24 protein-coding genes and 1 tRNA gene are annotated in these 24,492 nt (G+C 34.6%); 9 read left to right on the top strand and 16 right to left on the bottom strand.

The features are described 5' to 3' along the window. The first annotated feature begins 10 nt into the window (after positions 1–10). The 3 genes from ACQVD9_RS01860 (at position 11) to ACQVD9_RS01870 (ending at position 3,122) form a co-directional block, all read left to right on the top strand. Positions 11–634 (top strand): hypothetical protein, encoded by a 624-nt coding sequence (locus ACQVD9_RS01860; RefSeq protein ID WP_264747210.1) that lies wholly within the window; start codon positions 11–13, stop codon positions 632–634. Between the two features lie 74 nt (positions 635–708). Beyond that, on the top strand, positions 709–2,718 hold the full coding sequence (gene rep, locus ACQVD9_RS01865) for a DNA helicase Rep (protein ID WP_264747211.1): 2,010 nt from the start codon (positions 709–711) through the stop codon (positions 2,716–2,718). Positions 2,719–2,720: 2 nt separating this feature from the next. Next, a complete protein-coding gene (locus ACQVD9_RS01870; RefSeq protein WP_264747212.1) occupies positions 2,721–3,122 on the top strand; it encodes an NUDIX hydrolase in 402 nt (133 codons plus the stop codon). A gap of 25 nt (positions 3,123–3,147) precedes the next feature. Here the strand turns inward: ACQVD9_RS01870 and ACQVD9_RS01875 are convergent, their stop codons facing one another. The 9 genes from ACQVD9_RS01875 to ACQVD9_RS01915 all read right to left on the bottom strand — a co-directional run bounded on the left by ACQVD9_RS01875 (position 3,148) and on the right by ACQVD9_RS01915 (position 11,315). After that, complete coding sequence (locus ACQVD9_RS01875; RefSeq protein WP_264747213.1) at positions 3,148–3,606, bottom strand: RcnB family protein; 459 nt, start codon at positions 3,604–3,606, stop codon at positions 3,148–3,150. A 105-nt stretch (positions 3,607–3,711) separates the two neighbouring features. Beyond that, positions 3,712–4,116 carry a DUF2388 domain-containing protein gene (locus ACQVD9_RS01880; protein WP_264747214.1) on the bottom strand — a complete coding sequence of 135 codons (405 nt, stop codon included), beginning with the start codon at positions 4,114–4,116 and terminating at the stop codon, positions 3,712–3,714. 215 nt (positions 4,117–4,331) lie between these two features. Beyond that, the gene (locus tag ACQVD9_RS01885; RefSeq protein WP_264747215.1) at positions 4,332–5,153 is read right to left on the bottom strand and encodes a cobalamin-binding protein; all 822 of its coding nucleotides are present in this window, start codon (positions 5,151–5,153) and stop codon (positions 4,332–4,334) included. Between the two features lie 17 nt (positions 5,154–5,170). Beyond that, positions 5,171–5,797: a GTP cyclohydrolase II gene (gene ribA, locus ACQVD9_RS01890; RefSeq protein WP_264747216.1), complete on the bottom strand. Its 627-nt coding sequence runs from the start codon at positions 5,795–5,797 to the stop codon at positions 5,171–5,173. Positions 5,798–6,034: 237 nt separating this feature from the next. Next, on the bottom strand, positions 6,035–6,508 hold the full coding sequence (locus tag ACQVD9_RS01895; RefSeq protein ID WP_264747217.1) for a peroxiredoxin: 474 nt from the start codon (positions 6,506–6,508) through the stop codon (positions 6,035–6,037). Between the two features lie 117 nt (positions 6,509–6,625). Beyond that, positions 6,626–7,306, bottom strand: a complete 681-nt coding sequence (locus ACQVD9_RS01900; protein ID WP_264747218.1) for a Fe2+-dependent dioxygenase — start codon at positions 7,304–7,306, stop codon at positions 6,626–6,628. After that, positions 7,287–8,093 (bottom strand): tetratricopeptide repeat protein, encoded by an 807-nt coding sequence (locus tag ACQVD9_RS01905; RefSeq protein WP_264747219.1) that lies wholly within the window; start codon positions 8,091–8,093, stop codon positions 7,287–7,289. Before ACQVD9_RS01905 ends, ACQVD9_RS01900 begins: the two co-directional genes overlap by 20 nt. Further along, the gene (locus ACQVD9_RS01910; protein WP_264747220.1) at positions 8,093–10,285 is read right to left on the bottom strand and encodes a TonB-dependent receptor; all 2,193 of its coding nucleotides are present in this window, start codon (positions 10,283–10,285) and stop codon (positions 8,093–8,095) included. The genes ACQVD9_RS01905 and ACQVD9_RS01910 overlap by 1 nt, the downstream gene beginning before the upstream one ends. Before the next feature lie 229 nt (positions 10,286–10,514). Further along, positions 10,515–11,315: a hypothetical protein gene (locus ACQVD9_RS01915; protein WP_264747221.1), complete on the bottom strand. Its 801-nt coding sequence runs from the start codon at positions 11,313–11,315 to the stop codon at positions 10,515–10,517. Between the two features lie 199 nt (positions 11,316–11,514). Here ACQVD9_RS01915 and ACQVD9_RS01920 point away from each other — a divergent pair, with 199 nt between their 5' ends. Further along, entirely contained in the window at positions 11,515–12,513 is a 999-nt protein-coding gene (locus ACQVD9_RS01920; protein ID WP_264747222.1) for a sulfate ABC transporter substrate-binding protein, read from the top strand. Positions 12,514–12,583: 70 nt separating this feature from the next. Continuing rightward, on the top strand, positions 12,584–12,877 hold the full coding sequence (locus ACQVD9_RS01925; RefSeq protein WP_264747223.1) for a hypothetical protein: 294 nt from the start codon (positions 12,584–12,586) through the stop codon (positions 12,875–12,877). Between the two features lie 94 nt (positions 12,878–12,971). Here ACQVD9_RS01925 and pyk read toward each other — a convergent pair whose 3' ends face one another. Next, positions 12,972–14,423, bottom strand: a complete 1,452-nt coding sequence (pyk, locus tag ACQVD9_RS01930) for a pyruvate kinase (RefSeq protein WP_264747224.1) — start codon at positions 14,421–14,423, stop codon at positions 12,972–12,974. 98 nt (positions 14,424–14,521) lie between these two features. Further along, positions 14,522–15,454 carry a universal stress protein gene (locus ACQVD9_RS01935; RefSeq protein ID WP_264747225.1) on the bottom strand — a complete coding sequence of 311 codons (933 nt, stop codon included), beginning with the start codon at positions 15,452–15,454 and terminating at the stop codon, positions 14,522–14,524. Between the two features lie 273 nt (positions 15,455–15,727). Between ACQVD9_RS01935 and ACQVD9_RS01940 the strand changes: the two genes are divergently transcribed. Continuing rightward, positions 15,728–15,804 (top strand) — tRNA-Pro (locus ACQVD9_RS01940). Between the two features lie 137 nt (positions 15,805–15,941). On the opposite strand, the gene ACQVD9_RS01945 is transcribed toward ACQVD9_RS01940, so the two are convergent. Continuing rightward, on the bottom strand, positions 15,942–16,898 hold the full coding sequence (locus ACQVD9_RS01945) for a hypothetical protein (protein WP_264747226.1): 957 nt from the start codon (positions 16,896–16,898) through the stop codon (positions 15,942–15,944). Between the two features lie 587 nt (positions 16,899–17,485). Between ACQVD9_RS01945 and ACQVD9_RS01950 the strand changes: the two genes are divergently transcribed. From ACQVD9_RS01950 to ACQVD9_RS01960, 3 genes are all read left to right on the top strand, one after another. Continuing rightward, positions 17,486–18,121: a helix-turn-helix transcriptional regulator gene (locus ACQVD9_RS01950; protein ID WP_264747227.1), complete on the top strand. Its 636-nt coding sequence runs from the start codon at positions 17,486–17,488 to the stop codon at positions 18,119–18,121. 655 nt (positions 18,122–18,776) lie between these two features. Next, the gene (locus ACQVD9_RS01955; RefSeq protein WP_264747228.1) at positions 18,777–19,823 is read left to right on the top strand and encodes a YagK/YfjJ domain-containing protein; all 1,047 of its coding nucleotides are present in this window, start codon (positions 18,777–18,779) and stop codon (positions 19,821–19,823) included. Between the two features lie 253 nt (positions 19,824–20,076). Next, positions 20,077–20,247, top strand: coding sequence for a hypothetical protein (locus ACQVD9_RS01960; protein ID WP_264747229.1), 171 nt, complete (start codon positions 20,077–20,079; stop codon positions 20,245–20,247). 112 nt (positions 20,248–20,359) lie between these two features. Here the strand turns inward: ACQVD9_RS01960 and ACQVD9_RS01965 are convergent, their stop codons facing one another. From ACQVD9_RS01965 to ACQVD9_RS01980, 4 genes are all read right to left on the bottom strand, one after another. Continuing rightward, positions 20,360–21,277, bottom strand: a complete 918-nt coding sequence (locus tag ACQVD9_RS01965) for a hypothetical protein (protein ID WP_264747230.1) — start codon at positions 21,275–21,277, stop codon at positions 20,360–20,362. Between the two features lie 215 nt (positions 21,278–21,492). Then, entirely contained in the window at positions 21,493–22,422 is a 930-nt protein-coding gene (locus ACQVD9_RS01970) for a GTPase (RefSeq protein ID WP_264747231.1), read from the bottom strand. 304 nt (positions 22,423–22,726) lie between these two features. After that, on the bottom strand, positions 22,727–23,083 hold the full coding sequence (locus ACQVD9_RS01975; RefSeq protein WP_264747232.1) for a hypothetical protein: 357 nt from the start codon (positions 23,081–23,083) through the stop codon (positions 22,727–22,729). A 71-nt stretch (positions 23,084–23,154) separates the two neighbouring features. After that, positions 23,155–24,426, bottom strand: coding sequence for a DUF932 domain-containing protein (locus tag ACQVD9_RS01980; protein WP_264747233.1), 1,272 nt, complete (start codon positions 24,424–24,426; stop codon positions 23,155–23,157). Positions 24,427–24,492 lie beyond the last annotated feature (66 nt).

The raw sequence follows: 24,492 nt of genomic DNA on the forward strand, positions 1-24,492 counted from the left end.
GGATTAAAAAATGAGAGTTAAACTAAAAAAATTATGGTTAGTATTAGGTGCAATGGCTGTTTTGGTAGGGTGTGGTACTAACCAACCTCATTCTATCCCTGTTGTGGATGCAAGTTCACCTTTATCTAATAAGCCTAATCCTCTCGAAAAAAATACTACGCCTATTACCAAAGAAACAGGTGATGAGGCCATCGCACAAGCTGTACCTCAAGCAGTGGATGAACCTATTCAGCCTATAGCACAACAAGATACTAATAGCGTTCCAACAGGGATTCCTTTAGATAATAATGCTTCTGGAAGTGCACCTTTAGATGGTGCTGTGTTAGCTTTATTAACAACAGCAAGGCAACAACAAGAAGCTGGTAACCTTAATGAAGCAGCAGCAAGTGCTGAGCGTGCACAACGTATTGCACCAAGTGAACCACGAGTACTTTATACCTTAGCAGTAATTCGTTTAAAACAAGGTGATGCAGAAGTAGCAGAACAATTAGCTAGAAGGGCATTATCTTATACTTCTTCTGATCAATCTGAATTACGCTCAAATCTATGGGAAGTAGTTGCACAGGCACGTGAGAAACAAGGCGATCAAGCAGGTGCTGATCAAGCTCGTCAACAAAAAAGAGCACGTGTTTAATAATCATATGATAAGGGGTAGTTAATGCCCCTTATTCTCTCCTTAATTGTTTCATCTTAAGCTTTCTAATTATTATGTCATCACTTAATCCACGCCAACGTGAAGCTGTTCACTATATTAGTGGGCCTTTGTTAGTATTGGCTGGAGCAGGCTCAGGTAAAACCAGTGTTATTACTAGAAAAATAGCTTATCTTATTCAACAGTGTGGAATTAAAGCCCATCATATTGTTGCTGTGACTTTTACTAATAAAGCAGCTAGGGAGATGAAGGAGCGAGTAGGTAGTTTGCTTCGTAAGGGGGAAGGGCGTGGCCTTACTGTATCTACCTTTCATAATTTGGGTTTAAATATTATTCGTAAAGAGTATCAAATATTAGGCTATAAAGCTGGCTTTTCAATTTTTGATGACACGGATGTTAAGTCATTATTAAAAGAGCTGATGCATAAAGAATATGCAGGTGATGATGGCGTTGATGAAGCGGTTAGCAAAATTAGTCGTTGGAAGAATAATTTAATCTTACCTGAGCAAGCTATAGAACAAGCTCGTAATTCACAAGAACAAATGTTGGCGTATCTTTATATGCATTATCAGCGTTTGTTAAAAGCATATAATGCAGTGGATTTTGATGACCTTATTTTATTACCTGTTAAGCTGTTTCAAAATAACAAAGAGTTGTTAGAACGTTGGCGTAATAAAGTTCGTTATTTATTGGTAGACGAATATCAAGATACTAATGCTAGCCAATATTTGCTCATCAAATTATTAGTGGCTGACCGTGCACAGTTTACGGTGGTGGGAGATGATGACCAATCCATTTATGCATGGCGTGGTGCTAAACCTGAAAATCTAATGCAGTTAAAACAAGATTTTCCTTCTTTAAAAGTGATTATGTTAGAGCAAAATTATCGTTCTACTAGCCGTATTTTAAGGTGTGCTAATCACTTGATTATCAATAATCCTCATGTGTTTGAAAAAAAATTATGGAGCGATAAAGGGGATGGTGATTTAATCAGAGTAATACGTTGCCGTAATGAAGAAGCAGAGGCAGAGCGAGTAGCAACAGAGATACAGGCAATTGCTTTAAAAACTCAACGTTCCTATGGTCAATTTGCAATTCTCTACCGTGGTAATTATCAATCACGATTAATTGAGTTGAAATTACAACACCATAAAGTTCCTTATGTTATTACAGGGGGAACCAGTTTTTTTGCTCGTCAAGAAGTAAGAGACATTATGTCTTACTTACGGTTATTAGTTAATCCTGATGATGATAATGCTTTTTTACGAGTGATTAATGTGCCACGTCGAGAGATTGGTACAGTCACCCTAGAGAAGTTAAGTAATTATGCAAATAGTCAGCATATTTCTTTATATGCTGCCGCCAGTGATCGTGCTTTATTAGATAGTTTGGATCAACGTTTTGTTGAGCGCTTACAGCGTTTTACTCAGTGGATGGATAATATTCGTCAACAATGTAGTCAGAGTGATCCCATTATGGTACTGCGCAGTATGGTAATGGATATTGATTATGAAAATTGGCTAAGACAAAACGCGTCTAATGATAAAGTAGCCGAAGCGCGAATGGGTAATGTTTGGTTTTTGATAGAGGCATTAAAAGACACTATTGAACGTGATGAAGATGGTGAGATGACCATTGAGGAAGCTATCTCACGATTAGTTATGCGTGATATGTTAGATCGCCAAGCAGAAGAAGAACAGCATGATGCTGTACAATTAATGACTTTACATGCCTCTAAAGGATTAGAGTTTCCTCTAGTATTTTTAATGGGTATGGAAGAGGAGTTATTACCTCATCGTTCTAGTATCGAAACAGATAATATTGAAGAAGAGCGACGTTTAGCCTATGTAGGTATTACGCGCGCTAAACAATATTTAACCCTTACTTATGCTTCTAAACGTAGGCAATATGGTGAGATTATTGATTGTTTACCCAGTCGTTTTTTAACAGAATTGCCACAACAAGAGTTACGCTACGAAGGCTTAGAAAATACACCTGTTGAGCAAAAAGCAGAAACAGGTAATGCGGCATTATCTAATATTCGTGAATTATTAAAGAAGAAGTAACAATGAATAAAATTATTTATATTGCTGCTGCATGTATTACAGATCCATTAAATCGATTATTGGTGGTACGTAAGCAAGGATCAGAAATATTTATGCAGCCGGGCGGTAAGATAGAGCAAGCTGAACAACCTATCGAAACATTAGTAAGAGAAATAAAAGAAGAATTACAGCTTGATATTCCTTTAACAATGCCAAAGTTTATTGATAGTTTTGAAGCACCTGCTGCCAATGAACCAGGCTTTGTTGTTAAGGCTGAGCTTTTTAGAATAGAGTTGCCTGATAGCCCTACTTTAACAGCTACAGCCGAAATAGCAGAGGCGCGTTGGATAACGCATGATGATATTCCAGATATCAATATGGCGCCTTTAATGCATATTTATGTATTGCCATTATGGAAAAGATAATAGCAATACATAAATATTTGGTTAATTAATCAAACACATCATGTAGTACATCATAGATGATGCCTGTAGCAGCTACTACTAATAATAGATCTTTTCCTGCTCTCATCCATTCATAGCCTTCATAGTGAGGTAGTTTTGCTATTAGACGGTTATCCAGTTTTTTGGCTATTCCTGGAGGAAGAGGTTTACCTTGAGCTAATCTTTTTTGAATGCCTGGCGGTAAAGCATCTACATTTCCCCAATAGGCTTTATTATCACCTATAGTAATACGAATACCACCTGTATCAATAGTAATTTGTGGTGAACCCATATCAATATTAATTAAACTATGGTCATTATTCTTATCAAAATTTTTATGTCCATGTGCTTTGTGAGCATTAGCACTATTACCTTTACCATTACCTGGATTAGCTAAGGTAATAGTGCTGGATGTAATAAGAGCTATACTGGTAAAAAAAACAATAAGAGCGTGTGATTTTTTCATAGTAAATTTCTACGGAAGTTTAGATGGCATAAAAATACTATAAATTGATTGTAAACAATATCTTTAAATTGCAAGTATATTTTACTAGATTAAATTCAAGATTATTTAGATTATTAATATAGCTTTAGCTAATTCCATATCAGAAGTATTGGAAAGCTCAGAGTTATTACGTAACAGTTTAAAAGCACTTTCTAAATAAACCCCCGTTTGTTGTCCTTCAGTAGCAATAAAAAAGGCAGCATCTTCTTTTGCTTGACTATAAACAAGCTTGTTATCTTCTTTTTCTTCTGTAAGTAACTGGTAAATGGTATAACTAGTTAAGGTAATAGATGTGGCTACTAATAGAATAGCAACTGCTTCACCACCATCAGAAGCGTTATTATCATGCTTATTTTTATCGTGTGGTCTATGGTGGTGATTAGGTGGGTGCCTACGATTATGATCTTTAGCATTAACATTATATGGACTAATAAGTATAAACATTAAAGTGATTAAAAGAATATTTTTCATTATCATCTCCAAACTCCTTTTGTTGTATGATAATAAAATTATTCAAACTAATGTTTAAATTTACTGTTATTTTACTAAATCTTTACATTGTTTTATATGATTTAACAAGTGACTAATTATTGGATGATAAGTAAAGAGTGAGATAGAGTTTGTTTAGACGAAGAGAATTTATTGTTTAGTTATTATTTATATGAAAATGATTAATAGGGACTTATTTAATGGTCTTGATTTAATAATGAACATAATTGTTTAGTGGCTTCTAGCATAGCAAAACTAGGACGAGCAATACGATCATTATCAAAAATAAATAATTTATGATTTTTTACAGCAGATAACTGTGGCCAAGCTAACCAAGCATCAAGTAGTGATTGTTGAGAAGCGATAATCACTTGTGGATTTTTTGCTAGAACACTTTCTATATTGACCTGAGGAGCAGGTAAATCAACATTATCAAAAATATTTTCAGCACCACAAACTTTAAGGGCATCACCAATAATTTGGTTTTTACCTATGGTATAAATGGGTTTATCCCATAACTGATAAAATACTTTTAAAGGGTTTGCTTGATGATAACGTTGACGCAATTGAGTAAGCTCATTTTGCATTTTTTCAGACAACTCTTTACCTTGCTGTTCTCTACCAATTTTTTTACCTAATGAGGCTAGTTGTAAGGCTAACTCATCAAGCGTGTGAGGATTAGTTTCAACTATTTTATAGCCTAAAGAAATTAACTGTTGTTGTTGTGAAGGTTTAATACTGGTAGGCCAAATTAAAATAACATCTGGTTGTAAGCTGATTATTTTTTCTAGGGAGTAGCCTTCTAAATTACCAACAGGCTGTGCTTTTTCTAAAATAGGTAAACGTTGTTTATCATAATCTGATACCCCAACCAATAAATCAGCACCTTCTAACTCAATAACTATATCGGTTAAAGAAGGTGTTAAGCTGATGACACGTAGCTTTTGTGAGTCAGCAAAACTAATAGAACAGGTGCTTACTATAAAAATGATAGTAATTAGTTTTATTAGTCTATGCATAAATTAAGTGATACCAATTAACGTGTGCTATCTTCAGATTGTTCTTGTTGATGTTGTAGACCTAATAAATGTCCCATCTTGTCTGCTTTGGTGGCTAAGTAGTTTTGGTTATAGCGGTTTTTGCCAAACTCTATGGGTTTACGTTCGACTACATTAATACCTAAAGTTTTTAGTGCTGCTATCTTTTTAGGATTGTTAGTCATTAATTGAATGGATTTTATGCCTAAATGATTAAGCATAGGTAAGCACATATCATACTGCCGCATATCTGCAGGAAAACCAAGCTGTTCATTGGCTTCCACTGTATCAGCACCCTTGTCTTGTAATGAGTAGGCGCGAATTTTATTTAGTAAGCCTATACCACGCCCTTCTTGGCGCAAATAAAGTAATACACCACGGCCTTCTTTAGCAATGGCCTTCATCGCTGCTTCTAGTTGAAAACCACAGTCACAACGTAAGCTAAATAAGGCATCGCCCGTTAAACATTCAGAGTGCATCCGTCCTAAAACAGCTTCTCCATTGGCGATATCACCAAGGGTTAGTGCAACGTGTTCAATGCCTGTTTCTTCATCTAAAAAACCATGCATTGTAAACACTGCAAAAGGTGTTGGTAGTAAAGAGGATGCAACAAAAACGACAGACACCAATAGGCTCCTAAGTTAATAAAAATACCGACAGTAATCTAGTATTATATACTGGTTAGTAAAGATAATTTAATAAAAGTTTTATTTTGTTTAATAAGTAGAGCGTGGTTTTTAAGTTTTTTTACACTATTATTTTTATATAAGTAAATAAATCATAACATAAAAATATTATTTCCATAGTATCATTATAGTTGCTGAGAAAGTAACCATTTTCCTCAGTAACTATAATTTATCTCTTTATTTAAGTGCCTGTGCTGCTTTTAATACTTCTTCAGCATGGCCATCTACTTTAACTTTGCGCCATTCTTGACGAAGAATGCCTTCTTTATCAATTAAAAAAGTACTGCGATCAATACCCATGTATTCTTTGCCATAGAGTTTTTTTAGTTTAATCACATCAAATAACTTACAAAGCTCTTCTTCTGGGTCGCTGATAAGTTCAAAAGGAAATTCTTGTTTTGCTTTGAAGTTTTCATGAGATTTGATACTTTCACGTGAAACACCAAAAATAACCGTATTAGCTTTTTGAAACTCAGCATAAAGGTCGCGGAAATTTTGTCCCTCAGTGGTACAACCAGGAGTGTTATCTTTAGGGTAGAAATAGATAACAACATTTTTCCCTTTAAAATCAGCAAGTTTTATTGTATTAGGTTCACCTGTAACAGCGGCAGTAAAATCTTTAATGGCTTTATTTAGTTGTGGAGTGCTCATTTAATTACCTTAAATTTATTTATAGAGACTAAGATAATTTATAATAAAGCAAATAGCCTAAAATGTTTAGGCTACTAACAGCTTGTTATTTTGCAAGAAGTGTATAAAGGGTAAGTTTTATACTTCTGCCCATTGGCGCAACAGGTTATGGTAGTTGCCACTCAGTTTAACTATTGCAGGATGATTAGGTATATCTTTAGTTAGCTCTTGAATAGCCATATCCATATCAAATAATAAACGACGTTGTTCATCAGAGCGAATCATGCTTTGTGTCCATAGAAAAGAAGCATAGCGAGTACCTTGAGTAACTGGTGTCACTTGGTGAAGACTAGTAGAAGGATAAAGCACTAAGTCACCCGCTGGTAATCTAACTCGTTGTTCACCATAAGTATCTTGAATGACTAATTCACCACCTTGATATTCTTCAGGTTCACTAAAAAATAAGGTAGAGGATACATCAGTTCTTACACGGATAGGACTGGTTTTAGGCTTACGAATAGCATTATCGACATGAAATCCATAAGTACCGCCACCACTATAACGATTAAACATCGGCGGAAAAACTTTATGAGGTAAAGCAGCAGAAATAAAAAGAGGATGATTACCTAGACGTTTAATAATTTCATCACCTAGTTCAATGGCAAATGGATCTTCTTCGTCTAGTTGTTCGTTATCCTTGCAATTAATAGCTATATGCCCTGCGGTTAATTGACCATTTTGCCAATTCGCTTGTTCTAAACGGGAGCGGATATAACTAATTTCTTGTTTAGAAAAGATATTAGGAATATGAAGTAGCATATAGATTTTCCTTGGTTTGAGTAGATTGTCTCTGAAGAATGTCTTGGTAGGCTTGTTGATCTGATAGATCACCTTCTTCAGCACAACGAGCAAACATTTCTATAGCCATTTCTTGTAAAGGTTTATGGGGTGATTGCCATAAGGCTCTAGCCATTTTCTGTAAGAAGCCATGGGTAGCTGTTTGCATAGATTGTCTTAACCAGATAACAGCTTCATCCACTTTACCTTGTGCTGTCAGTACAGAAGCGTAACTGCATTGGCCACGAAAGTCTCCAGCAGAAGCGGAGCGTCTATACCAGTTGATGGCTTTATCTAAATCAGTGGCTACTAGCCAGCCTTCTTCATAGAATCGACCTACTAAATTCATGGATTTAGCATGCCCTGTTTGTGCTGCCTGATAATATAAATCAAATGCTTTAGACAGATCCTTAGTAATCCCTTTACCTTTGATAAGGAGATTAGCAAAATTATACATGCCCCAGTTAAGCCCTTTTTCAGCAGCTAGTTGGTAGTATTGAGCAGCCTTAGTATAGTTTATGGTACAACCCCAACCATTTTCATAGCAACGGCCAAGCATATTAATGGCTTGTAGGTAGCCATTTTTAGCAGCAATGCTGAACCACTGTAGTGCTAAAACATGATCTTTCTTAATGCCGTTTCCATCAAGTAGCATTTGCGCCAATTGCGCTTGTGCTTTGGCATTTCCTGTTTTTGCAATGGCCAACACCAAGCCGGCTGCTTGGTGTGGCGTTTCTGTGGAAAATTGTATAAGGTTGTTAACAGCCATTAGAAACGATATTCAGCTGTTAGCTGTGCACCTTGTCCTGGGCCAGGTAAACCAAAACCACGACCATTGTATTGGCGCCAGTAATGCTTGTTGAAGATATTGTTAATATTTAACCTTAAGTTAAGGTTTTTATTAGCTTGCCATGCAATGGCTGCATCATGAACAGTGTAACTAGGTACAACAGTTTTAGAAGCATTAGTCATGGTTGTTCCGCGACCACCAGGAATACTCCTTTCTCCAACATAGCGAACACCATAACTGAAGCTAATATCATACGGGAACTGATAAGTTGTCCATAAGTTAGCTGAGTTACGTGGCGTATTAGGTAGGGTAATACCATCATCCCAACCTTCTTGACCTTCTACTTCACTATCCATATAAGCATAGCCAGCAAATACAGACCAACGATTAGTAATGTTACCTGCTACACCTAATTCGATACCATCAGTTTTTTGTTTATAGCTATATGTCTGAGTAGGTACTACTGTATCGTCGAAATCAGTGGCATCCAATTTAGTCCTAAAAATAGCAGCTGTTAAAGAAAGGCGTTCATCAAATAAATCCCACTTAGTACCTATTTCATAGGTTTTGCCTTTTGTTGGAGATAGATCATCCCCTAAACTACCTGAGGTAACAATACGAATAGACTGTGGTTGTTGTGCAGTACTAAAACTTGCATAAATGCTACCGTATTCAACAGGTTTAAAGATTAAAGCAGTACGATAGCTAAATAGCTTTTCATTAGTAGTGTCATTTTGTCCATCTGTCCAAGCAGATAATACACCACCTGTATTAGTACGGCTTTTCGTATCAGTGATTCTAGCTTTGTAGTGGTCTTGACGAGCAGATAAATCCAATTGCCAATGCTCACCAAATTTAAGTGTATCCATTACATAGAATGCTTTGGTGGTAGCATCTGCTTCGATCTTGCTGGTGTAAGCAATTTCTTTGTTACCTGCAAACTGTGAAGGTGGATGCGCTGGATTAATTGGATTGTTAGGAACCATTGCGGAGCCATAACGTAAACCACCTGATTTATAATCAAGGTTTTCTTTAGTAAGTTCCATACCTGCTACAAAAGTATGCTTAATGCCAGCAGTATCAAATTTCCAGATAATATTGGATTGGTTACTAAGTGTTTGGGTATCAGTATAACGAGTAACACCTTGTAGACGCCTTAATGAAGCATTTGCCCCACTAGGTGTTGTAACAGTATAAGTACGTTGTAACTGTGACCATACGGCTTGGTTATTGAAACTAACTGCATCATTGAAATCATGTTCAAATTTCCATGTTACACGATCAGTGCGCATATCTTCTCTATCTAAGTTGCGGTAGCCAAAATAACCATCCCATTTAACACCGTTTACTTTACTAGCTCTTTTCCCAGATTTAGTTGTTGGAATACCATAATCGTAATTACCTTTATCGGTTAAATGTTCATAAGAGAAAGTATTACGAGTATTTGTGTTTAAACCAAAAGATATAGATGGAGCAATACCCCAGCGTTCTCTTTCAAACCAATCACGACCATCAATACCTGAGTTATGCCAAACCATATTTAGACGGGCAGCAGTGCCTGAGTCAGCATCAATAACTTTATTGCCATCGAATGTTAAACGTTTATAGTCTGCTGTACCTACACCACCACTAATAGTTGCAAAGTCTTCTAATTTTGGTGTTTTATTAACTAAATTAATAGCACCACCAATTACTCCTGCCCCCCAAGCAGCAGAACTAGAACCTTTGATTACTTCTACTTGCTCAATATTAAACATGTCTGAACGAGTATAGAAGGCTGAATCACGGATGCCATCAATGTAAACGTTAGAGCCACCATAAGTACCACTATTGAAACCACGAATATTGATGCTATCACCTACACCACCATTACCTTCACCAGAGTTAAAAGTAACACCTGGTACATTTGATAAAGCATCTTCTAAAGACATAGCATTACGTTGTTCGATTACTGCTTTAGGCACTACAGTAATGCTCTGAGGAGTATCTCGTAATGGCTGTGTATATTTTGGTGAAGATAGTTTTTTTGTTTGATAAGGTGTTTCTTGTTGACCTTCAATAGTCAGAGTATCAAGTTCGATAGCATTATTTGTATTATCTGCATAAGTTACCAAAGGTAAACTAGCTGATGCCATAGCTAAGCTCAGAGATGTTTTTGTGTGTTTTTTCATAGTGTGAAAGGACTCTAATGTTAGTTGCTTCTAAACCGTTATAGCGACAAGAAATGTATTTCTTAAGGTTAAATCAGATGATTAGTCACTTAATCTGTAAATGCTAAATATAATGATTCTTATTTAGATATGCAATAAATTTATACAATTTTATTTTAAGCTATTAAAATTTAAGGTTTTTATTTTTAAAAAATTGCTAGGTAATATCAAGTTTGAACAGAGTAAACTATTAATCATCTTGTTCAGGATTATTTTTAGTTGTAAAAGGAGTTAATTGATAAGCAAGCCAAATAATAGATATACAGAAAAGGCTTATTAAAGATAAATTAAACGCTTGTCGATAACTATTTTTTTGTAATGTCATAAAAGAGGTTACATAAACAGTTTCGCAGGCTCCATTGCCAGTGTCTGTACGAACAGTACTTGTATAACGATAGATCTGATTGGGCGATGCACCATAGTTTACAAGGTAACCCGAAAAAGAAATTTGATCGCCAATATTTACATTTCTTAACTGCTTAGCTAATTGAGGGTTATCAGTAAGTAAATGATTGTTAGAAAACTGCTCATTGATAAAGAAAAAAGATTGTCTGGCCTGTTGCACTAATTGTTTTGCTTCCTCTAAGGATTCAGCATAATAAGTTTTATTACCTACGAACCTAGCAAAGCAAGTAAATTCACCGCTCCAAAAAGTGATTTTCTTATAATCACCTCGAAAAGCATTATCCCCCCAAATAACGCAAAGATCAGAAACATTTAAGTCTTTATCAATTCTTGCCATAAACTTTTTTCTGGCATTATATTTACTAACCACAAGACCATGCAGTGTATATTCATAAACTGGGTCTATATAAAAACGAAATTCTTTAGTGTTTACATAAAAGGGTTGTTTAGAGGTGGCTGTTTGTAAAGGTTCCCCTCTTAATAATGGATTAAGTGCACTGGGCGAAGGTAATGCATTTCTGTAAAAGAAAAGGCATGTGGTTATAAACAAATTAATAATTAATAAATAACCAAGATAGCGTTTCACTTAATATACCCAAAGTTTTATCTTAATAAGGATAGTGAAAATTGTTATGTATTTTCTATATTTCAGCAAGTTATTTATTAATAACAAATTACACTAACTGTTAATTTTATAGAGTATAAAAAAAGTGTTAAGCTGAAACTAATAAGTTTTTTAGTGTTATTGTTTTATTTGCATGTTAAAAATATTAATAAGGTAATTTATGAAACGAATTTTACTGGCTTCACTATTGTTATTAGGTATGTCTTTTAATGGATATATCTGGGCTGATAAGCTGTTGTTAAATGTCTCTTATGATGTGATGCGCGATTTTTATAAAGATTATAATCCTGCATTTGAAAAGTATTGGAATGAGCAACATAAGGATGATCGTGTAAAAATTCAAATGTCTCATGGTGGCTCAAGTAAACAAGCACGTGCTGTAATTGATGGTTTAAGAGCTGATGTGGTTACTATGAATATGGCAACAGATATTAATGCGCTTGTTACCTATGGCAATTTAGTACCTGATAATTGGCAAACACTATTACCTAATAACAGTGCACCTTTTACTTCTGCTACTGTATTTATTGTACGTAAAGGTAATCCTAAAAATATTAAAGACTGGCCTGATTTAGTTAAGGATGGAGTGGAAGTAATTGTTCCAAATCCTAAGACATCAGGTAATGGTCGTTATACTTATCTTTCTGCTTGGAGCTATATACTTAAACAGGGTGGTGATGAGGCGAAAGCAAAAGATTTTGTGAAAGATTTATTTAAGCATGTATTAGTTTTAGATACAGGTGGACGTGCGGCTACTTCAACCTTTATGCAAAACCAGCAAGGTGATGTATTAATTACCTTTGAAAATGAAGCAGAAATGATTGCTAAAGAGTTTGGTAAAGGCAGTTTTGAGGTTGTATATCCAAGTGTTTCAGCAGAAGCTGAATTGCCTGTGGCGGTTGTAGAAAAAGTGGTTGAGAAGAAAAAGACCAAGGCTCAAGCAGAAGCTTATTTAAACTATCTGTGGTCTGATGAAGGTCAACGTATAGCTGCTAAGAATTATTTACGTCCTAGAAATGAAGCTATCTTGGCTGAATTTTCTGATCGTTTTCCTAAAGTTGAATTTTTATCTGTAGAGAAAAACTTTGGTAATTGGGACGAAATTCAGAAAAAACATTTTGCTGATGGAGCTATATTTGATCAAATTTATTCCCAATAATATTTATTGCTTGAGTTTTACATTTAAAATAAGCTAGGTTTAACCTAGCTTATTTGTATATGGGATTAAGATGAGAAATATATTTGCTATTTCATTAGCTGTTATTGGTGGAGCTATTGGGTTTATTTTGGGTATGACTATCGGCTTTGGGGTTAACCTTACTTCACCTATGGCATTATATGGCTTAGCGGCGGTATTAGCGATTATAGGTGGTTTAGGATTATCTAAAGTATCGCCTTTTATTGATAGTCAAGATGCGAGTACGCAAAAAGCATTAACTGTTTTATGTGCCATTATTGCTGTTATTCTATTATTAATGATGATGGTAACAATGACGATGTTAAATACATACTTCAATTTGTAAGTATTGTTAGAAAAAGTACAAGAAGAGCATTAAAAGTAAGAGGGTAGCTTAACTGTTATAGCCCTTTAGCAGGGCTATAACATAGCAATAGAATTTAGACGATTAAATCACCCACACGATAAATTTTCATGGTATTGGTTCCATCACGGCGTGTATAACTATCGCCCCTTGTTAAAATCACCCAGTCACCATCTTGAACTGCACCACGTTTAACCAACTCATCTACAGCGGCTTGACTTACCTTATCTTCTGGTAAGGCTGCTGGATCAAAGGGAATGGGTTGTACACCTCTAATTAAAGTGGTTCTACCTTGCGTTTCAGCCTTGGGTGAAAGGGCAAAAATAGGGATAGATGAGCGAATACGTGACATAATTAATGGCGTGTAACCACTATCAGTTAAACTAATAATTGCTTTAACACCTGGGAAGTGATTAGCCGTATAAATAGCGGCAAGAGCAATACTTTCATCCCAACGATTAAACGTTTCACCTAAACGATGATTTGATTTTCTTGCAATTGGGCTTTTTTCAGCACCTATACAAATTCGTGCCATTGCTTTTACTGCTTCGAGGGGATAGTTACCTGCAGCACTCTCAGCAGATAGCATAACTGCATCCGTATAGTCCAATACAGCATTAGCAACATCTGATACTTCCGCACGGGTAGGCATTGGGCTATTAATCATTGACTCCATCATTTGAGTAGCAGTGATAACGATTTTATTATTGTGACGTGCATGCTGAATAATTTTCTTTTGAATGCCTACTAATTCTGCATCACCAATTTCAACACCAAGATCACCACGGGCTACCATCACACCATCACTGGCCAGAATTAAGCCATCTAAAGCCTCATCATCTACCACCGCTTCAGCACGTTCTATTTTAGCGATTAACCATGCAGAGCTACCTGCTTCTTCTTTTAATTGGCGTGCATAGGCCATATCAGAAGCATCGCGTGGGAATGAAACAGCAATATATTCCAACTCCATTTCTGCGGCTAGTTTAATATCTGCTTTGTCTTTCTCAGTAAGCGCTGGTGCTGTGAGACCACCGCCACGACGATTAATACCTTTATTATCTGATAAAGGACCACCAATTAGCACTTTACAAATTAATTCATCTTTAGTGACTTGTTCAACTTGCATTACTACACGGCCATCATCTAATAATAGCTCATCACCTTTTTTACAGTCTTTTACCAAATCAGGGTAATCGATACCTACTACTTCTTTAGTACCAGCATCTCTTGGGTGTGTTACTGAGAAGCGGAAAGTATCACCTTCTTTTAGCTCAATTTTTTTATCTGTAAATTTAGCAATACGGATTTTAGGGCCTTGCAAATCACCTAATAACCCTACAAAGCGATTATGTTTCTTTGCTAAGCTACGAACTAATGCTGCCCTAGCTTTGTGTTCTTCTGGTGTGCCATGTGAGAAATTAAGACGTGCGACATCAATGCCAGCCAAAATAAGTTGCTCTAACATTTCAGGAGAGCTACTAGCTGGGCCTAGTGTAGCAACAATTTTAGTACGACGATTAGTCATAAAATCCTTCTTAAAAAAAGTGGTTTATAATAGAGTTTTTTCTATTATAAACCACAATTATTAATAACTAATATTTACTTCGTTACAGAGAGTGAATATTACACGTCAGTTTTGCCACCATTAACTTGTGGATGTACTACTAATAAGTCACATTCAATCGCCTCAAGTACACGTTCAGCAGTATGACCAATTAACAAATTATCTAAACTACCACGAGCAACGGCCCCCATAATCATTAATCCTATTTGCTTTTCTTTAACAACATTAGGAATAACTTCTTCGGCAAAACCCTCTAATAAATGCTGTTGACTCTTTTCAATGTCTGGGTAGTGGCTCATTAAATTTTCAAAAGCATCCGTATGTTCTTTAATAAAATCTTTTAAGTATTGGTCGTAAGCTCTTGATTGCTCACCACCAAACAATTGTGGACGAGGCATCGCTGCATAGCTATGTAAATAATTGGCAGGCATTCCAAGAATCTTAGAAAGCTCTGTAGAAATTGTAATTAGCTCATTATCTAAATAGGCTGGTTTATCAGATACATGTAAAGGATCAAGGGCTGTACAGAGTTTATTACCCTCCCAATCTCCATGCTGTACTAACCATAAAGGATATGTACAATTACGAATTAACTGCCATGAGTTATTAGTAATAAATAAACGTTTTAACATGTTTTCTGAGTAAGCACTCTTAAATACGATATCAGGCTTAGTTTCATTGGCATAAGATATTACTTCTTTATAAGGAAGCTTATTCCAACGTACTGTTGTAGTAACAGTAAGGCCTTCATCTCTCAGTGGTTGTGCTAACACATCAAGCCACTCTTTTTTATTTTCTAATAAGGATGCTTTACCTTCATTTTCTTCTTTATTTCCACCAAACAAATGGAAGCCATCAAAAGACGAATCGTATTCAACTAATAGAAGGTCTAATGTGGCGGATGCTTGTTTAGCAAGCCAAGCTGCTCTTTTTAATGCGGGTTGTCTGCCGTGTTTAGCGTCAACTACGACAAGAAATTTTTTAAGTTGCATACTGCCTCCTAAAGCGGGAAATAAATTCATCTCTGTAATTATTATGATGCCATAAATATTAGACTGAATATATTTATTAGATCAATAAGCCTATATTTATGCAATATCAGTATAAACTATCTATATACAGCATAACCAGTCCAAGCAAAACATATTGTTAACATTAATATAATGGATCGGCTTAGTTATAAATATAACACCTATTAAGGCTACTCTTTTTATTATAGTTAGTGTATTATTTGCCACCTTATTTTAATAAGGTCTTTTCTTTATCGGGGCGTAGCGCAGCTTGGTAGCGCACTTGCATGGGGTGCAAGGGGTCGAGTGTTCAAATCACTCCGTCCCGACCAATTAAATCAATAAGTTACAACAAGTCCTTTCTTTGATAAATCAAAAATATTTTTCAAGGGGTACACTTAGGGGTACACCAGAAATTAATTTTAATGGAATAATATAAGGCTAAATCGGAATAATGCTGTTAACCAGATCACTTATTAATTATAGTGTTGTCATAAGCCTGCCTAATAATAAGATCTAATGTATCATGCAGGGTTCTATTATTGTAATGAGTCCTTAGTTTTTCTAATTTAGCTTTAGTTTCTTTGGTTAAATAGGTATTAAGTGGTTTTTTATCTTTATTTTTTTTCCTAAATTTATACTGGCTATAAGCTTTGTTAAGCTTGTCATTGAGGTTGTTTATTGCAAAGTAATTCAATGTGTCATACAGTGCATAAATAAGATGATAAATCTCATCAGTATTTATTGGATTTATCTGTAAAGCTAATTTATTAGCACTATTAAAGATATGTGCTTGAAAAGTGGTTGAGCCATTACATTCTTGGCAGTATTTTTTTAAGTAGTCATATAACCAATCACATAGCTCAGTATTTTTTCTATCAAGCCATTTAAATGGCTTTAATAATAGGTTACTAGACCATGTGGCTTTTAATCTATCCAAATACTGAATCTTTTCACTATTAGATATCTGCCATAAATCAAAAAAACTAATTATCAAATCGAACCGTTCTTGTGAATTGTAAGCTTGGTTCGATAATCCCATATTTATATAAGGAAAATATGAAGTTCCATTCGGAAGCTGATAAGAATAACACCTTATACTCAGCCAAGTATAGTAACAAGAACGATCCTCTTTTAACCATTCAAAATGAGAGATGGGTATAAGCTTTTGGTTAAGAAATTGTTTTGCTATTTTAATTACTCGTTCTTTTAAATGGCCTTCATCAGAAGCTATCTCATCACCATATTCAGATAACAACTTCTTAGCAAGGTTATAAGCATGCTCCATAAATAACTTTACATCATGGATATCATTTATGTTAACTGAAAAATCTTCTTGGTGCATATGAAGTAAAAAATATCTTCTGACACGTATATCATTTAGTTCAGCACATGGATAAGAGGAACTCTCTATATTAGGAACCATAATAAATATTTAGTACCTTCAAATAATAATTAAAAAGAAATTATATTATATTTCAGAGTGAAATATAATTTCTTTTTAGCTAATTTATGAATAATTTTTTATTTAATTTAAGGATATAACTGTATTATCTTAAATAAGAAACTGTAGTATTTATGTAGTAAATAATTATTTATAATTGTTAATTTGCAATAGATATATGGTATAAATATAAAATAATTAACATTATAATTTATAAAATAAATAACCTTTTATAAAAAAGTAATAATGTACATTCTTTATAAGTGAATAAAATTGATATAAAACTTTAGGTATATGCACTAAGCTAGAAGAGCTTTTAGATTGCTAATAAGCAGGTCACAATATAAGTGGTAATAATGATCTTGGATTATTTTGTATTTGTTAATAAAAAAATACATACTCACGTTATGGTATAGATGAAGCAGGCCGTTTAGTTTTTTCATGGTATAAATGATTAACAATTATTGGTGAATCAATAATTAGTTTAGCTAGATATAAACCATCTGCTCATCCATTTTAATCAACCTATGACAGCCACTTAATGAGTGGCTTTTTTATTGGAGTCCAAAATGGATACTATTTCTATACCTACCATTCAATCTCAAGCAATCCTATGTGCTGATATTGGCACTTGCGCTCAATCAGAAATACTTGCTCATAGCCATAATCCAGCAAAATTACCCTCACAGTCAGAACTACGTGTTTTACGCCTTAAAGAAGTAACCGCTAAACTAGGTATTGCTAAATCGACTATCTATGATTGGCTAGATAGTAAGTCACCACGTTATAATGCTAGCTTTCCCAAACCTTTTAAACTAAATTCAAAGTCTATTGGTTGGCTATCTAATGAAATAGATGCGTGGTTACTGGCTAAGATAGAACAAACAACAGGCGTTATACCCGCTCAAGAGCAAGCTACATCAATAAGTCAATCTCTGTTGGCACCATCCCAAGCAAGTCAACCATCACCCTTGTTACGACCTACTGAACACCGTATTCTGCGTATTAAAGCCGTTGCTACAAAACTAGGCATTGGTAAGTCCACTATCTATGATTGGTTAGATAGTAAGTCACCTCGTTATGACCCTAGCTTTCCTAAACCGATTAAACTCAGTGTTAAATCCATTGGTTGGTTATCTACTGCTGTAGATACGTGGTTATTGGCTAAAGTTGAACAAAGCAGAGAGAAATCCCTTGTTAGCTGAAGATTCATTTATTATGCATCTAGGCAATCAAAGTCATAGCTGCTTTATAACTAATTAGCAATGACAAATAACAACGCTACAAGGTATGGATACAACACCTTTAACCATCAATATCCAGTTATCTTATAAAAATAATTAAAGTGATAGAAGTGATTTAACTGACTTAAATTAATCTAAATGAAAGTCATGATTTCGGCTAACTTTGGTTAAATTCATCGAATAGCTTTTAACGTGTTTATAAAGTATATTCAATTTACACGATAGGGATTGCTTGGTATTTTTTAAAGTAAGTTTTATTGGATTATATGTTATTAGTAAACTACTAATAAGTAATCATTAATAAAACTAATCAGTAATCACTAACCAATAATTGCTAGCTAACAACCCTATTAGTAATAGAACTAATAAATATACGAAAATAGTATTAACCAGATATAATAATATCTAAAGATAATATCAATCTAATGATAAATAGCAGAAGATAGCTGTATTTTAAAGATAATATTATATTCCTAACTCAATACTTATCATTCAATATCTGGTTAACAACATTTCTATACATAACTAGTAATCCCAGCTAATCATTTCACGATCACTTTAATACCTGTATCCATACCTGTTAACACCTTACATCTAATTGTTAAGAGGTAATATTATGTACTACAACCCTTATTTACAACCTAAAGATCAACTGGCTAAACAACAAGTTGCTATCCATAATGCAGTGATGCAGATAGTAGCAGGTAAAGCAGATAGAATGCCTTTACTAGTGTCGTCTAGTACAACACCCTATCAAAGGCTAATAGCGATAGATTCAGATAGAGCGTATCTTAATCCACAACACCCTTTTTATGATCTAATAGAAGCTTACCACTATTTTGATGTGAAGTTATTTGATGCTTTATTTAATAACAACCTGTATGATCAGCAAAAAAATAAAGTAAAGTTATTATCACCTTATTGTCAGCTATTGCTGCAATGTGATGTATTTATTAATATTAGAGAAAGTATAGAACTCGCCAAAGAAGTTAATGGCTTACTCAGCATCAAACTATTAGCCCTTGAGGATATTTACTGGTTATTAGGTGCTTTAAAAATAGGTAGTATGGAACCTGCTTTTAAAACAGCAGTAAGTCAATATAACCACGACACAGGCTATACCGATAATTTAAGAGAATACAGCCACTATGTTAAAAACCTCTTTAACACTTACTCACGGTTATTAGTGATTCGGGTAGACTTAAGTTATCAACAAAACAGCTCCATAAGTTATGAAGACTTTAGAACCGATGTCGATTATTTCATTAAACTCATCCCCAGTAATCCTGCTTTTAAAGACCTAGTAGGTTATATCTGGAAGTTAGAGCATGGTAATGACAAAGGTTATCATGTTCATTTACTATTATTTTATGATGGTGCTAAACGATGGTCTGATTATTATATTACTCAGCAAATAGGTGAACTTTGGCAAAATGACATTACACTGGGTAGAGGGCTTTATTTTAACTGTAATACTCCTAAACAGAAGAATAGCTACCTTAATTGTTATTTAGGTATGGTACATCGAAGTGAACAACAAAAGATAGAGTGTATTATAGCGCAAGGTGTGAGTTATCTGGTTAAAATAGACGAATATTTGCGATTGACTAAACTTAATAGGAGAAGGGTTTTAGGGAAAGGAGTCATAAAATCAAAAAAATAAATTAATGGCTAACAGTGCTAGGCTACCAATGAAAATAGCCTAGTACTATGAGACTGCTTATAAAATAACCTCTGCAATGTTAAATATTATGTAAAAGTACACCAATTTTTTACCATCTAATGGTTTCTACTCTCTCTTTTGCATCATTCAGAACAGTGTTAACCAACTTTTTAATATTTGATTAACTTTATATACAGTTGTGAAAGATTTAGTTTTTATATGCTGTGAATATGTTGAAGAACAAAAGGTTATAATGACAATCGATCAATTGTTATACATACTTATGCAATATAAAGAATTTCTTGAGGGTAATTATAATGATCCAGCTAATCCACCTGCTTCGCTGGATATAGAATTTATAGCGGAAGGTAAAGATGCCTTAGATATGTATTGCAAATTAACAGGGTATACTACTTTTCCTTAGGAGATGTAAATTGAACAAATACAAAAAATAATGAACTTGCTCAACTAATATTTGTAAGGTTATGAATGCCAACACATCATTACCTAATAAAATAACAGTGTTTAATCTTCTATTAATATTGAATGTTAACTAAATGGTGTGATAGCTCAAATAAACCTTGCTCAATATAGTACATTGTACGTTCATGCTCAGAAAGGGTATTAGGATTTAGAATAGCATGATCTGCATTTTGTTGGAGCAAGATACTATTTTTTTCAAGCCAATGGTTAAAAATAATATTAATTTGAGGGCAATTTGTAGCAAAGGAGTTGGATATATAGCTTTCTCCACCTTTGTTCCAACTGATAAGAAATGCAATAGAGGCTATGATATAAAAATTAGAATGTTGAGCCATATAATCCAATAGTGGTTCTATATTAATACTAGCAGAACAGAACATAATTAAAATTTCATCAATCATTACAATCTTTTGGTTTTGTTCTGCTTGTTGAAATTTATCTTTTAAATATTGTAAAGCAAACTCAGCAAGTAGATCTTTTTCTTGATCTGTCCATAATTCATGAGACACAGTGAACAACCAAGTTAAATTAAGTTCTGTACTATGATGTATGTCTTCATCCAGTGCAATTAATTCAAGGATACGAGGAAGTAAATAGGCAACCTCACTTTTATTATTCTGTTGTGATTTGGCACTGACATTATATGAATAAATAAGCTGTCTAGGTAATAATGAAAGGGGTAATGTTCTTAATGCTTTTTCCTCTTCTAGACTAACACAACAAGCGGTACATACATTAAAATGTTCAGGAGCAGTATATACACTAAAAATAGCATAAGCCTTTTTTATTATTTGTTGCATGGCATCACTTAATTTTGACCAATCCATTGTAATACTACTATTAAAATTAACTAAATAATCAGGATTATAACTAAGCTGTTGTTCTTTAGTAAAAGAAGGTTTTGACTGCATAGTCTTTTGTAAGCGTTTTTGCTTAATCACTTGCCTTTTTTGCTTATTGCTTTTCACCATGTCGCATTACTAATAAATAAGAAATAACTCATTAAATAATAGCATTGATAGCCTTACCATAACTAATTATTTAAAAGCTGATCAAACTACCCTATAAAAAGACTGTATTTAATTAAGTACTTATCGTGATATTAGATACTAATAAAATACAAAAAAATAATAGCAAAAGATAAAACCATACCATATTTTGGTATGGTTTTTATAAAAGACACAAGCTATAACACCTTTATTTTAATCAGCTGCCAACTACCATCATCAATTAACTCAGTTAGCCTTAGTCCCAGATCATCAAAATACACATCCGTGATTTCTATGGGTTCAGCTGTACTTAAGGTAGGTACATTAGTTTTTAACGATTCATTTACCTCCTCTACTGCCACCTCTATTTTAGCTATATCCTGTGTCCTAATTGGTTTTGGCTGAATTGATGGAGTTGCCTGAATAATATAAGTATCCGCCCCACGATCATAAGCAATAGTAACCTTACCTGTGAGTTTAGTATTCGCTACTGTAAAGCTAATACTAGGAGGAGAATTAATAATATCACTAGCTTTAGGATCATTCAGAGTAAACTCTTTAGCGCCTGCATCTACCAGTAAATGACTAATTTGTCTAAAACCATCAAGGGCTGGTAGTTGTTCCAGTTGTTCAATCAATTCTAATAGTTCTGGGCATTGGATATGTTCTTTAGGGATGGGTAATGGTAATTCTGTGGTTTCACCGCCTAGCATCATTTTGGTAGCAATATACTGAGTACCATCATCAAAGGTTCTTGTGATTTGTTCAGGCTCATCAATGCGTTTGCCATTAAAGTGTTTTCTGGCATAAGGTGTTACTTCAATGTTATGGCCTACTTCTGGTAGATTATCTATATAGGCTTTATTGCCAATAATAAAATGATTTTTAGTTCCCTTTTCTTGTACTAAAATAAAAGTATCTGTAATTAATGTTACCTTGCCTTGTAAGGGCTGTGGATCACATCTAAAACCAAATAAATTAGGCTCTGGTATTAAATCACAGAACCGATAATGATAACGACGACAGTTTTTAGGAACCAATGGTCTGATTAATTCAGAAAGTGTTTGTTTAATAGTGGTTTTATCGAGTGGTGTAGGATATAAATTATGGGTATCTTTGTCTGACATAATTGGACTCTCCAAAAAAGAATCCCCTCTACCTAAAGTAAAATAGCGTGCTACACAGACTATTATTCATATAGTTCACTTATTATTTAATACCATAATAAATAAATTAACGATCATAGCAGTGGTAGTGTTAACTATTGTTATTACTGGGTTAGGTCAGGGGAAATAGGTATAAAGTATTGAGATAGTGAGATTATTAGCTAAATTAGTTAAAGTAATGATAGTAATTTAGTTAATATTGCTTAGAAAATCAGTGGAAAGCAAAAAACATAATTTTAAATACTGTCTTGGATGCAGTGCAGTATTACCAATTACCTTGTAGAAATAATCGATGTTGGTTGAAATCGAACGTATCTAACAGCTGTTTCAGCTTAATCCGCAGTTGTGCTACTTTTTGCCAGTAAGTCTCATCATACTCACTTGCCCCATGCACAAACTGAGGAATGGTGGGAAACACCTGTTCACAGCTATTGGCACTGATACGATAAAGGTCGCTTAACAGTTTGAGTAGTGTTTGTTCTGTTAACTCAACAATAGCCCCACTGTGTAATTCCAGCAGATGGTTATCAAACCAATTTAATAACGCATTACATTGTTCAATACTGGCAACAGGTTTAATACTGGATCGAGGGCATTCATACAGCTTAATTAATAAAGACATCAATAATTACTCCTTTTAAATTAACAACCAATAATAAATAACACTTTTTATTCACTATTGGAGAGTCACTATCAAGCAATTAGCTTTAATGCCTGTGATAAGGCTTGCTGTTTAAGCTGAGCACCTTGACCAAACCAAGCACTATTAAGGCGGTTTTCTTGACTGCGTGCTTGCCGTTCATGATCTATAAACTCCGTCATAGCACATAACAATCCCCAAGCAGTGCCTTTTGCAGCTTGTAACTCAGCACCACGCCCATGACCGTCATAGAGGGTTTGTACCTTTTTCATAGCACGACCATTAGGGATTTTATTCCAATCAATAGGGGAATCTATAGTAGCTACCTCTGCTTGAATCACTTTACCTGTATTTCTGACAATACGATCTAATAAGGAAACACCTGCTAAATGATTATTGGCATTACTTGGCTCAAGGCTATTCGTAGCCTCTGTCGTATTAGCCACATCAATAACAATTTCTTTATTACCATTATTGCTATTAATAGCATAACGATCAAAAGTCGTAGCAGGATTTAATACATTCATAAAGAATTCCTCACTCTCTTTCGCAGACACTTTGCGTTTTACTAATTCTTGCATCATTAACATAAAGTCATCCCATTGACCTAAAGTAAGATTTAACCGACGCTTAATCGCAGCTGCATCAAATACCGTATTATGAGGTACTTTAATAGACTCAGCGGCTAGTGATTTATTTACTGCTACCGATAAAGTATTATTACACACCACGCGAACAGTAGTTGGTGTAACCACAGTAGCTAGTGAGCCATCACAAGAGGTAGCCAATAATACATAGCCATTGACCACATCATTACCACCCAATACACTAGACTGGCCTGTACGAGCTAATGCCCAAAACTTGCGTCCTTGCTTTAATACCCCTGCGGTTTCCAATTCAAAGCCAAATTGTTCAGTAAGGTCACGGTAAAACTCCAATACCTCCATAGGTTGTACTACCTTATAGCGACCACTCACTACAGATAATGGCAAATTAGAGTCACTACGATACAACACCTTCTGATCATCAAAGCTTACTAGAGATTGCGGTTCAATAGCTGATATTCCTGACAACTCAATATCAACACCTGATATATCTTTAGCATTAACGCCTGTTTCTAAAGCTCTCCTATCCAACTCAATCAATTCACCACGCCTATTATCCAAATGGGGAGCAATAAAACGCACAGGGGCTTCATTAATTTGCCAATTCATGCCTGCTTTATCTGCCCAAACCTCAATAGGCTGTCCAGAAGGTAAAGAACTTCCTAACCCATGCCAAGGGGTTTTACCTACATACGCCATTGTTTCAACTAAATGTGCCATAATAAAAATCCTCTTAAACTAGCTATAAAATAGAAATAAAGTGAAAATAAAAGACAAAATCATCCA

The sequence above is a fragment of the Entomomonas sp. E7T21 genome, assembly GCF_058693955.1.